This window comes from Epilithonimonas arachidiradicis (assembly GCF_003610695.1).
Lineage (GTDB): Bacteria > Bacteroidota > Bacteroidia > Flavobacteriales > Weeksellaceae > Epilithonimonas > Epilithonimonas arachidiradicis.
Window position 1 is genome coordinate 23,493 of the sequence record NZ_RAQH01000003.1, and the last position, 11,608, is coordinate 35,100.

Sequence of the window (11,608 nt, forward strand, 5' to 3'; positions counted from 1 at the left end):
TTAATCACTATTATTTATTTATCAATAATATAAAGCCGCATTTTTTCTTCATATTCTGGTTTCAGTTTTAAAAATTTCCAAATCTTTTTATCATCCGGATAAGTTATTCTGTAATAGATGATTTTGTCTGCGGAATATCTGAAGTACGGATGTTTTTTCAGCCAATCTTCAGGCGCATCGGCTAAAGAATATTTCGGAACATTTGAGTTGTCAAGCTTTGATATATAGATTAGCTTTTCACCCAAGGCTCTGTCGATGTCATAGGTTTCCAGTAACTGTTGCTTAGTAATAAAACCACCTAACTTTTTTCTGAATGCTAAAATCCCGGCAGCATCTTTTTCTGTAAATCCAAATTCCTGTAGTTGTTTAAAAGTAATTTGATTAAGATCGATTTTGGAAAAATCTGTTTTCTCAGCAATCGTTGGTTTCTCTTCTTTCTGTTTTTCAGGTGCAGAAAGTTTGATCCAAGGTTTCATTTCTTCAAATTTTTCCGGCGAAATCATAAAACATTTTTGAATGTCTTCCAATGATTTGAAAGAACCTTTCAGGATCTTGTCTCGATATTTCAAAATCGAAATAGCTTGCTTTTCCGAAAATCCCAACGCTTGCCACTGTTCTTGATTCAAATCATTTGGATCAAAATATTGATTGATTTTCACCACTTCTTTCTCTTTCTTTTTCTCAAATTTGTTAGCCAGATTTTCCGGAGTTTTGTTAGGTAAAATTAAGAAAGGCGACATTTGAGAAAACTGCTCATCATTAATCATAAAGCATTCCTTCAGTTTTTCTTTACTAATGAAACTGCCTCCGAGATAACTTTTATATTTCAAAATAGCAGCAGATTGTTTCTCAGAAAAACCAAGGTTTTCCCAATCTTTTTGAGAATACAAATCAGGATTGAATTTCCCTTTGATATTCAGTTTTTTATTTTCATCAGGTTTATAAGTGGATGGATTGTTTTTAAAATCAGAATTGTTTTCAGGAAGAAGAATATAATCTTTCAGTTGTTCGTATTTTTCGACCGTTAGAGCATAACATTTTTTGAATTGTTCCTTAGATTTGAAATTTCCGCCAACAACTTCTTTATATTTCAGAATCGTTTTGATTTGCTTTTCACTGAAGCCAAGATTCTTCCATTGGTTTTCGTCCAAATCATTTGGATTAAATTCAGCCAGAATAATCTCTTCAACTTTTGGTGAGATGAAAGTGATTTGAGGTTTTTGGTAATGTTGATTTTTCTTATAAATCGAAAAAGCAATCTGTGAAAAAATAATGAGAATTCCGAAAATAATAAGGCTGAAAATTTGCCTTTTCCGGATTTGGAAAGGTAATTTTGGATTCATCTTTTGTGTTTTAACCAAAGTTAAATAAAAAATAAATCGAAAATTAATTATTAATAAAAATTATTACTAAAGTTTTTAAAAATAGGTACAAGCCACATATTACATAGAAATATAAAAGCTTACTCTTGAAAAAAGACAAAATAGTCTTGTTCTTTAATTCCTATTTTATCTTATTTCCCGTACAAATCTATGCAGTAAAAACTAGCTTCGTATTAATCGTTCAAAGAATTCTTCAGCTTCAAAAGTTCCGCTTTGATGAATTCCAACCTATCAATAATAGTAATGGTTTCCGAGATTCTGGAATTGGTTGTCAATGCAACTCTGGCGCCGTCCAGTGTGTAACCTTTTTCTTTTACGAGGTGATAAATGATCTTCAGATTTTCAATATCAGAAGGCGTGAAATAGCGGTTTCCCTTCTTGTTTTTCTTAGGTTTGATGATGGGAAATTCCTGTTCCCAATAACGGATCAAAGATGTGTTCACATCAAAAGCTTTGGCCACTTCGCCAATAGAATAATAGAGTTTATCTGGAAGATTAAGTTTCATTGATTAAATCGAATTTCCAAAGATAATTATTTTTAATTCTTTTAAGCAAATTGTAACTTGCGACTTTATAATTAATACTATGCAAAGTTTTTGGAAGTTTCGTTATGTCGCGATTTTGTTGATTCTTATGAATTGCAAAGTTCAAAATTCAAACGAAAAATTGTTTGAGGTTCCGCCCACATTACTTTCCAGTCAATTTACTTTTACAGAAGGTCCGGCTGCTGATAAAGAAGGAAATGTCTATTTTACAGATCAACCCAATGATAAAATCTATTTTTGGAATTGGAAAACCAATCAGATCGAAGTTTTTCTAAGTAAAACTGGCCGAGCGAACGGAACTCATTTTGATAGAAATGATAACCTGATTACTTGTTCAGATGATAACGGCGAAATCTGGAAAATTTCAAAGAATAAAAATGTAGAAGTTTTATCAAAAGATTTTGAAGGCAAGAGACTGAACGGACCAAATGATCTTTGGATCGATAAATCTGGCGGGATTTATTTCACAGATCCTTTGTACAAAAGAGATTATTGGAAAAATTTCAAAGTAGAAATTCCTGAAAAAAATCTCTATTACAGAGATCAAAACGGAACAATTACAATACTGGAAACCTTTGTTCAACCTAATGGAATTATCGGTTCTCAAAAATTGAAAAAACTTTATGTTTCGGATATCGATGCTGGAAAAACTTATGTTTACGACATCCTTGGTAAAGGAAAATTGTCTGAAAAGAAAGTATTCTGCGAAATGGGTTCGGATGGAATGACTCTAGACAACCAAGGCAATCTTTATCTCACAGGAAAAGGAGTGACAATTTTCAATGCTAAAGGAGAAAAAATAACTAATATTCCTATTGATGAGGATTGGACTTCTAATGTCACTTTTGGTGGGGAAAATAATTCGACTTTATTTATCACCGCTTCACACTCTGTCTATGCTTTAAAGATGAATGTTTCCGGAATCAAATAAAAAAATCGCTTATTAATAAGCGATTTCTATTTTTACTTTCTTGCCCTTCAGTTTTTCGTTGGCTAATTTTTTAAGCAGTTCGATGGTTTTTTTTCGGTTGACTGCAACATAAGAAGTCGTGTCTTTGACCTCGATTAAACCAATATCATCTTTTTCAAGCTGTCCTTTTTTAATCAGATAACCAACAATATCAACCTTGTTAACTTTATCTTTTTTTCCTGCGCTAATGTAGATTGTCTGATTCGGTGTTCTTTCCGGAACTCGATTGCTTTCTGAAACATTTTCTTCCGGCGTATTGCTTTTGATGAATGGGAAATTCTCGTCTTCCGTCATTACTAGATAAGCAAAACCTTTCGCATTCATTCTCGCAGTTCGGCCGTTTCTGTGGATAAAAGCGTCTTCTTTCGGAGGTAATTGATAATGAACGATAGATTCTACTTCCGGAACGTCTAAACCTCTTGATGCTAAATCTGTTGTGATTAATATTCTTGCCGAATCATTTCTGAATTTTAGCAAAGCGCGTTCACGTTCATCTTGTTCCATTCCGCCGTGGAAGGTTTCCCGTTGGATCCCTTTTTCTCTCAGAAGCTCAGAAATTCTGTCCACCGCATCTCTGTGATTGCAGAAAATCAACGTTCGTTTGTTTCCTATTTTACAGATTAATTGAAAAAGTGTATTCAGTTTTTCTTCAGGTGTTGTCATCACCTTTTTTAGCTGAATGTTCGGTTTTGACTCATTTTCTTTAAGGAAATTGATTTTCTTTTCGTTGTTAAGTTCCACAAATTTTGGAATGTTGTCCATCACCGTTGCAGAAGTCAAAATACGTTGTGAAAGACCTGTCAGAGAGCCGATAATATATTCCATATCATCTTGAAAACCTAATTCCAAAGCTTTGTCAAATTCATCCAGAACCAAAGTTTTAATTGAGTTTGGATCAAAGTTTTCGTTTTTTATGTGATAAGCAATTCTTCCAGGTGTTCCAATCAAAACTGCAGGCGCTTCTATCAAATTATTGATTTCAATTTTTTTATCGTGTCCGCCATAAGCAATTGTCACTTTGAAATCAGTTCCCATAGATTTGAAAACCTGCTCAATCTGCAAAGCCAATTCTCTTGCCGGAACCAGAATAATTGCTTGGATTCCTTTGAAATCCAATTTCAAATTTCTAAGAACAGGAAACAAAAATCCTAATGTTTTTCCTGAGCCAGTTGGTGATAATAAAACCACATCGGTTTCGTTTTCAGATGCTTTGTATATAGATTTCTGCATCTGATTCATGTCAGTGATCTGCAGTTTTTCGAAGATTGGTTGTAATTCCATTTTGCAAAGATAAGAGATTTGGAAGATGGTTTAAAATCCTAAATTGTCTTGTATTTTAAATAAGAATACCAAATTCATAGCCCCGATTGTAACGGCATCCTTTTTTGTTATTGCGATTGACAAATGGTCGAACATATTGCTTCACTTCATTCGCAATGACAAAAAAGATATAGTGGAAAGCGGGATAAGCTCCTAAAAATTTGTAGAATTGTGATTTGATTATCAATTACTTGTGCCGAATTTGAATTTATTTAAAATTATTGTTGGTTTCAAATATTTTGCTTACTTTTGCACCACTTTTGTGAACACACTTTAGGCGAAGTAAAACATTAACAATTAACATCTTCCATATTATTCAGGATTCACAGCGAAGCCAAAGTCTGAAATAATTAGGAATACAAATTTTTTAGAAAATGTCAAAAGAGACAAATTCAGCAGAGGTTCTTTTGAACCAAAACGTAGCACCAGAACAATTTGATTGGGAATCTTTCGAGTCAGGACTTAATGCAGAGGACAGAAACGAGAAGAAAGAACTTGAAGAAATCTACAATGGTTCTCTTAACGATCTTACAGACAATGATGTCATCACTGGTAAAGTTGTAAGATTAACTGATAAAGAAGCGATTGTTGATATCAACTTCAAATCAGAAGGTGTTATTTCTCTTAACGAATTCCGTTACAACCAAGGTCTTAAAGTAGGTGATGTTGTAGAAGTAATGGTTGACAGAAGAGAAGACAAATCAGGTCAGTTACAGTTATCTCACAAAAAAGCGAGAACGCTTAAAGCTTGGGATAAAGTAAATGAGCTTCACGAAACTGGAGAAATCGTTAACGGTTTTGTGAAATCTAGAACTAAAGGAGGTATGATCGTTGACGTACACGGAATCGAAGCATTCTTACCTGGTTCTCAAATTGACGTTAAGCCAATTAAAGATTACGATCAGTTCGTAGGTAAAACTATGGAGTTCAAAGTTGTGAAAATCAACCCTGAGTTCAAAAACGTAGTTGTATCTCACAAAGCATTGATCGAAGCAGATATCGAAGGTCAGAAAAAAGAAATCATCGCTCAGTTAGAAAAAGGACAAGTTCTTGAAGGTACTGTTAAGAATATCACTTCTTATGGTGTATTCATCGACTTAGGAGGTGTTGATGGATTGATCCACATTACAGACCTTTCTTGGTCTAGAGTGAACCACCCATCTGAAATCCTTGAGGACGGACAAACTGTAAAAGTTGTTATCCTTGACTTTGATGATGAGAAAACAAGAATCCAATTGGGTATGAAGCAATTAGAAGCTCACCCTTGGGATGCTCTTTCTGCTGACTTGAAAGTAGGTGACAAAGTAAAAGGAAAAGTAGTCGTTCTTGCTGACTATGGTGCATTCGTAGAAATCGCTCCAGGTGTAGAAGGATTGATCCACGTTTCTGAAATGTCTTGGTCTACTCACTTGAGATCTGCAGGTGACTTTGTAAAAGTAGGTGATGAAGTAGAAGCTGAAGTACTTACTTTGGATAGAGAAGATAGAAAAATCTCTCTAGGTATCAAGCAATTGAACAAAGATCCTTGGGAAAATATCGAAGCTAAATATCCGGTAGGTTCTCAACACGTTGGAACTGTAAGAAACTTCACAAACTTTGGAGTTTTCGTAGAATTGGAAGAAGGAATCGATGGTTTGATCTACATCTCTGATCTTTCTTGGACTAAGAAAATCAAGCACCCATCAGAATTCTGCAACGTAGGTGATAAACTGGATGTTGTAGTTCTTGAATTGGATACTCAGGCAAGAAGATTATCTCTAGGTCACAAGCAATTGACTGAAAATCCTTGGGATAAATTCGAAACTAAATATGCTGAAGGAACTGTACACGCTGGTAAAGCTGTAGAAGTACACGATAAAGGTGCATCTATCCAGTTCGAAGATGTAGAAGTTGAAGCGTTCTGTCCGTCAAGATTATTAGAGAAAGAAGATGGATCTAAAATCAAAAAAGGAGAAGAAGCTCAATTCAAAGTAATCGAATTCAACAAAGAATTCAAGAGAGTAGTAGTTTCTCATACAGGTATCTTCAGAGATGAAGAGAAGAAAAACGCTAAAGAAGCTTCTGCAAGAAACGTAGCATCTTCTTCTAATAACGAAGAAAGATCTACTCTTGGAGATATCGATGCATTAGCAGAATTGAAAAGAAAAATGGAAGAAGGTAAATAATCACCTCTCACCATTTTGAAATACAGAGCCACCTTTTTTAGGTGGCTTTTTTAGCCAAAAAATAATTTTATTATAAAAATAACCTATGAAAAAAATTCTATTATCTTTAAGCTTAATCACTGCAGCTTTTTCATCAGCGCAAATTAATGTAAGCGAAAGTTTTGAAACTTCTAGCACGCCAGGCTTTACTAATGTATCTTTTTACAGAAGTAGTGTTGAAACCCCTTGTGTTGGTAGTTACGGTTTGACAAGAGGCTTCTGGAGTGGCGGTGCTGGCGGCTCAACAACTTATTCATCTACATCATCTAATGGTGGAAAGTTGGATATCTCTTTCAAATATAAAACTTTTATATACAGTAACGGATCTGTTAACGGAAATCTAAAAGTTGAATACTCTGCTGATGGTGGTCAGAATTATCAGACTTTGTCAACGATTAATTTAACATCTGTGGCGCCATGTGCAAATTGGTCAGGATCTATTCCTCAAAGTTCGGTTCCGGCTGGAGCGGATTTCAAATTTAGAATCTCGGGACAATGGACTTCTGGTGATTATTGGGTGATCTTGGATGATGTCAAGATTTCTCAATCTCCATTCTTGGCAACTTCCGATATTACTAAGAAAGAAACTACAGTATATCCAAATCCTTTCAAAGAAGTCATCTATTTGGATAATGCAGACGCAGTAAAATCTGTATCAATTGCTGATATATCTGGAAGAAATATCAAAACACTAGCTGTAACTTCAAAAGAAATCAGACTTTCTGATCTCAAAAAAGGAGTCTATATTCTGACAATTGAGAACAAAGATGGGAGCAAGAAACAAACTAAGTTAATAAAAGACTAAAACAAAAAGCGTTTCGAATCCCGAAGCGCTTTTTTTTCTTTCAAAAGATTGTAAACATATTTATTTAAGTCTTAGGGAGAATAAATATTAAATCGTAAATTCGCCGGCTCTCTAAAAAATTATGGAAAAGAAAAATATTTTAAAAGGAGTTTTATTCGTTGGGATGGGTGCGAGCATCTATGGGATGTTAGCAACCTTTGTTAAAATGTCTTACAACGATGGCTTCACCACTTCAGAAGTCACAACTGCACAATTCATATTAGGACTCGTAGGATTATTAATACTCAATATAATCCAGACCAAAACCTCCAAAACAAAATTATCAGCACCAACCGCAAAAGAAGCTAAGATGCTGATGCTCGCAGGAACATCTTTGGGTTGTACCAGCTTGTTTTACTACATCGCCGTTCAGTATATCAATGTTTCTATTGCGATTGTGTTATTGATGCAGTCCGTATGGTTCAGTGTGGTGGTAGAAAGTGTGATGGCCAAAAAATTCCCGAATGCAAAAAAAGTCATTGCTACAATTATCGTTCTGCTGGGAACCGTTTTAGCGACCAATTTGATCAATATGGAAGTTGAGATCGATTGGCACGGCATATTCTGGGGTCTATTGGCGGCAGCATCTTTCACGATGACAATGTTCACCTCCAACACATTAGCCACCCATTTGCCGGTGCTTAGGAAAAGTATAACAATGCTTTGTGGCGGAACCGTTGTAGTCCTTATATTTTTGTTTTTTGCACAGATTGGACCGATGTATTTTGACGGACTTAGATCGTTTTATCTCAATTTTACAGAGAATACACAACATATCCGCCCGTTCGATTATTCAATTTTCTGGACCTACGGATTTATTTTAGCCTTATTTGGAACCATCATTCCACCTATTTTGTTCAATTTGGGTTTCCCAAATGCTGGCCTTGGATTAGGAAGTATCATCTCATCTCTGGAGCTGCCGGTTTCTGTCACAATGGCCTTTATGCTGTTGAACGAGAAGGTCATTTTGATCCAGTGGCTGGGAATCGTTTTGATATTATTCGCTATTGTCTTGATGAATTTACCTTCCAAGAATGGCCAAAACGAAATCAGAATGTCACATTAAAGCATAAAAAAACGTCTCGCAATTTGTGAGACGTTTTTATTTTATTCAGCAGACTGCTGAGCTTCGTTCTTAAAATCTTCAGCCTTACTTTTGAGCTGATCTACCGTTTGGTTCGCTTTATCCTTCAGATCGTTACCAAATTTCGTCAGATTGTCCTTCGCGTTATTGATCGTATCTTTCACTTTTTGCTGATCTTCAGGAGAAGATTTTTTGTACTTCCACCAAGCAAGTGCTCCTAGTCCTAACAAAGCCAACAGGCCATTCGTCTTGTTTCCCATGATATAATTTTTTATATTAATATTTGAATACTAAGTTAGTAGAAAAATTTATGCCACAGATTAATTTTAACGAAAATTATTTTTAGGACGTGCCCCTTTTCCAAAGCTTTCCCAAGGCCAGGGTCGCGCTGTCCACTATTATCTTTTGTCGCCGGCGCTTGTCCTTTGCCAGACAAAAGGATAGCCGTTACCATCGCTCACGTGCTGCGCAGGGTAGAACCAGTCAGCATTTAATCTAATTTTGTCAACAGTTCCGCCAATTGTTTCGTCAATTCTTTTCTGCTGAACTCATTAATATTTGCAGAATTCCGAATAGATTTTCCACTTTTCCAATCTTTATAAAGCGAATAAATAAAATCCTGAATTTCCCCATTAGCAGAATAATCAAAATGCTTCCCTGCTTTGGTCTTGTTAAGAATCGTTTCAACATCTGCATCTTTTGGTCCAAACGAAATAATCTTTTTTCCAGTCGCCAGATATTCAAACAACTTTCCGGGAATAATTCCTTTGGAACTTTCGTTTGGGAAATTAGTAATCAAAAGCAAATCTGAATTTTCCATTTCATCCACAGAATCATTGTGCGCCAAATATCCAAGATTCCTAATATTATTTTTTAAAATAGAACTCTCAATATCATTCAAAATTTTATCATCAACTCTTCCAACCAATTTCAGTTCAAAATCTTTCGCAAAATCAGGATGTTTTTCGCACAGTTCGGTTAAAGATTTCCAAAGATTGTCAGGATTTCTCAATTGTTCCAAAACACCAACATAACTCAACGTGAATTTAGGTTTGAGGGTTTGAGAGTCTGAGAATTCTAGAGTTTGAGATTTGCTCCCACTCTCAGACTCTAGAATTCTCAAACTCTCCGACTTGTCAAATCCATTTGTCACGCAAAAAGCATTTGCTCCATTTTTTCTGAAGTTCTCGGCATCGGTATAACTTGTTGCAAGTGTCAAATCAGCATTTTCAAAAACAGATGTTTCAAGCTGTCTGTGTTTTTGGTCAGAAGCTGAGGTCAATTTCAAATGTTTGTAATAAGAAATCTCAGTCCAAGGATCTCGGAAATCGGCAATCCATTTCAGATGAGGTAATTCTTTTTTCAAGCCCAAACCAATCAAATGCAAGCTGTGCGGTGGACCAGTCGTAACAATCATTTCAATTTTATTTTCAACCAAATATTGCATCAAAAACCGAATCGAAGGTTTTATCCAAAATTTTCTCGCATCCGGAATGAAAAAATTTCCTCTTATAAAAATTGAAAGTTTAGAAATGAAAGATTGGTTTTTCCCAACATCAAACTGTCCACCTTTGAATTTTTTATTACTCTTACTGAATTTTTCCGCGATCTGATAAGGTTCCCAAATGTTGCTTTTAACAATTTTTAGATTCTTAGGAACCTCCTGATTGAGTGTCTCGTCAATTAATGGATAGCTTGGATTATCAGGTGTATAAATGATTGGTTCAAAACCAAATTCAGGAAGATATTTGGCAAACTTCAGCCAGCGCTGAACGCCAGGTCCGCCAGCCGGCGGCCAGTAGTAGGTGACAATTAAAACTTTTTTCGTTTTTTCCATTTTCAAACGTTCTGTAAACTCAAAACGGTTCTGTAAATTTATCTGTTTTTAAGGCGATTTCAAAATGATTCTATACTTAAAAATGGAACCGCCGATTTCCAAACCATATTTCTTGTGGTATTATCTTTGTTGGAACCTATTTTGTTTTAAAATATGAAATATGAAAAGGTTAATGTTATTACTCGTATTGATGACTGTAGGTCTCACTGCGAATCTTCTTAGAGCACAGGTCAATGTTAATATCAATATAAACAGTCAGCCGGATTGGGGACCGAGAGGTTACAACTATGTTGAATCCTATTACCTGCCAGAATATGATATCTATTATAATGTTCCAAAACACAGATATTATTATTTTTCCGGAAACCGATGGTTATATTCATCAGTTTTGCCTGTAAGTTACCGCCATATCAATCTCTATCGGACTCACAAAGTGGTTTTGGTTGACAGATACCCATTCAAGAGACATAAAGTACATTATAAGCAATATGCCAAGTACAGAGGAAATCATGCACCAAGATTGATTGCAGGTAATAATGGATATCATTATAAATCTAAACCTTTTAAGAAAAACGTAAGGAACAAGCATTTTAATTCTCCCGTTCGTAAGTACGCAAAAATCGGACATCCGGCAAATAAGGGTTTTCATCACAAAAACTTCAACCGACCCAAGCCTAATAAACATCACAAAGGTGGTCCAAATAAACATAGATAATAAAAAAAACCTCAGTCGAAAGATTGAGGTTTTTATTTCAAAATGATGATGATTTTTTTTCAGAATTTTCCATTTTCTTATTTCTGCATCCACTAACTATTCAGTAATTTTATATGTCAAAAAGATTGCATAATGATATACGAAGCTGGGAAGAATTTTTCCTCCAAAGATTATAAAGCGCATCAAATAGAAAGAGGTGATTATGAAGAATGCGAATTTATCGGGATTGATTTTTCCGGGTATGATCTGTCGGATTATAAATTTTCCAATTGTGATTTTATAGATTGTGATCTTAGCAATTCAAAGCTCAATAACACGGCATTTAGGGATGTTAAATTCAAAAATTGTAAGATGATTGGACTCAGTTTTGAAGATTCGCATCAATTCAATATCTCTTTCCAGTTTGAAGATTGTATCCTGAATCATTCGTCATTTTATCAGTTGGATATTAGAAAAACCATTTTTAAAAATTGCAGTCTCAGTGAAGCCGATTTTACAGAAGCGAATCTTTCAAGTTCGGTTTTCAATAATTCTAGTCTTCTGAATGCCGTTTTTGACAGAACAATCTTGGACAATTCGGATTTTAGAACTGCTCATCATTTTTCTATCAATCCAAATCAAAACCAATTGAAAAAAGCAAAATTCTCAAGAGATAATCTCGCTGGATTACTTCATCAGCTCCAAATAATTATAGACTAAATTTGCAC

General features: G+C 35.0%; 11 protein-coding genes. 6 read left to right on the forward strand and 5 right to left on the reverse strand.

Annotation, left to right across the window (positions count from 1 at the left end):
- Nucleotides 1–14: 14 nt before the first annotated feature.
- The gene (locus BXY58_RS05950; protein WP_120212913.1) at nucleotides 15–1,343 is read right to left on the reverse strand and encodes a ComEA family DNA-binding protein; all 1,329 of its coding nucleotides are present in this window, start codon (nucleotides 1,341–1,343) and stop codon (nucleotides 15–17) included.
- Between the two features lie 212 nt (nucleotides 1,344–1,555).
- A complete protein-coding gene (locus tag BXY58_RS05955) occupies nucleotides 1,556–1,888 on the reverse strand; it encodes a MerR family transcriptional regulator (RefSeq protein WP_120212914.1) in 333 nt (110 codons plus the stop codon).
- Between the two features lie 127 nt (nucleotides 1,889–2,015).
- Here BXY58_RS05955 and BXY58_RS05960 point away from each other — a divergent pair, with 127 nt between their 5' ends.
- The gene (locus BXY58_RS05960; RefSeq protein WP_229728390.1) at nucleotides 2,016–2,858 is read left to right on the forward strand and encodes an SMP-30/gluconolactonase/LRE family protein; all 843 of its coding nucleotides are present in this window, start codon (nucleotides 2,016–2,018) and stop codon (nucleotides 2,856–2,858) included.
- A gap of 12 nt (nucleotides 2,859–2,870) precedes the next feature.
- Here BXY58_RS05960 and BXY58_RS05965 read toward each other — a convergent pair whose 3' ends face one another.
- On the reverse strand, nucleotides 2,871–4,178 hold the full coding sequence (locus tag BXY58_RS05965; RefSeq protein ID WP_120212916.1) for a DEAD/DEAH box helicase: 1,308 nt from the start codon (nucleotides 4,176–4,178) through the stop codon (nucleotides 2,871–2,873).
- Nucleotides 4,179–4,591: 413 nt separating this feature from the next.
- On the opposite strand from BXY58_RS05965, the gene rpsA reads away from it, so the two are divergent.
- The 3 genes from rpsA to BXY58_RS05980 all read left to right on the forward strand — a co-directional run bounded on the left by rpsA (nucleotide 4,592) and on the right by BXY58_RS05980 (nucleotide 8,331).
- Nucleotides 4,592–6,382, forward strand: coding sequence for a 30S ribosomal protein S1 (gene rpsA, locus BXY58_RS05970; protein ID WP_120212917.1), 1,791 nt, complete (start codon nucleotides 4,592–4,594; stop codon nucleotides 6,380–6,382).
- An 85-nt stretch (nucleotides 6,383–6,467) separates the two neighbouring features.
- A complete protein-coding gene (locus BXY58_RS05975) occupies nucleotides 6,468–7,226 on the forward strand; it encodes a T9SS type A sorting domain-containing protein (protein ID WP_120212918.1) in 759 nt (252 codons plus the stop codon).
- 121 nt (nucleotides 7,227–7,347) lie between these two features.
- Complete coding sequence (locus tag BXY58_RS05980) at nucleotides 7,348–8,331, forward strand: EamA family transporter (RefSeq protein WP_120212919.1); 984 nt, start codon at nucleotides 7,348–7,350, stop codon at nucleotides 8,329–8,331.
- 41 nt (nucleotides 8,332–8,372) lie between these two features.
- On the opposite strand, the gene BXY58_RS05985 is transcribed toward BXY58_RS05980, so the two are convergent.
- Together BXY58_RS05985 and BXY58_RS05990 are read right to left on the reverse strand one after the other, a co-directional pair.
- Nucleotides 8,373–8,609 (reverse strand): YtxH domain-containing protein, encoded by a 237-nt coding sequence (locus BXY58_RS05985; protein WP_120212920.1) that lies wholly within the window; start codon nucleotides 8,607–8,609, stop codon nucleotides 8,373–8,375.
- Nucleotides 8,610–8,839: 230 nt separating this feature from the next.
- A complete protein-coding gene (locus tag BXY58_RS05990) occupies nucleotides 8,840–10,186 on the reverse strand; it encodes a glycosyltransferase family protein (protein WP_120212921.1) in 1,347 nt (448 codons plus the stop codon).
- A gap of 160 nt (nucleotides 10,187–10,346) precedes the next feature.
- Here BXY58_RS05990 and BXY58_RS05995 point away from each other — a divergent pair, with 160 nt between their 5' ends.
- Both BXY58_RS05995 and BXY58_RS06000 read left to right on the forward strand, forming a co-directional pair.
- A complete protein-coding gene (locus tag BXY58_RS05995) occupies nucleotides 10,347–10,901 on the forward strand; it encodes a hypothetical protein (protein ID WP_147366811.1) in 555 nt (184 codons plus the stop codon).
- Between the two features lie 132 nt (nucleotides 10,902–11,033).
- Nucleotides 11,034–11,600: a pentapeptide repeat-containing protein gene (locus BXY58_RS06000; RefSeq protein WP_120212923.1), complete on the forward strand. Its 567-nt coding sequence runs from the start codon at nucleotides 11,034–11,036 to the stop codon at nucleotides 11,598–11,600.
- Nucleotides 11,601–11,608 lie beyond the last annotated feature (8 nt).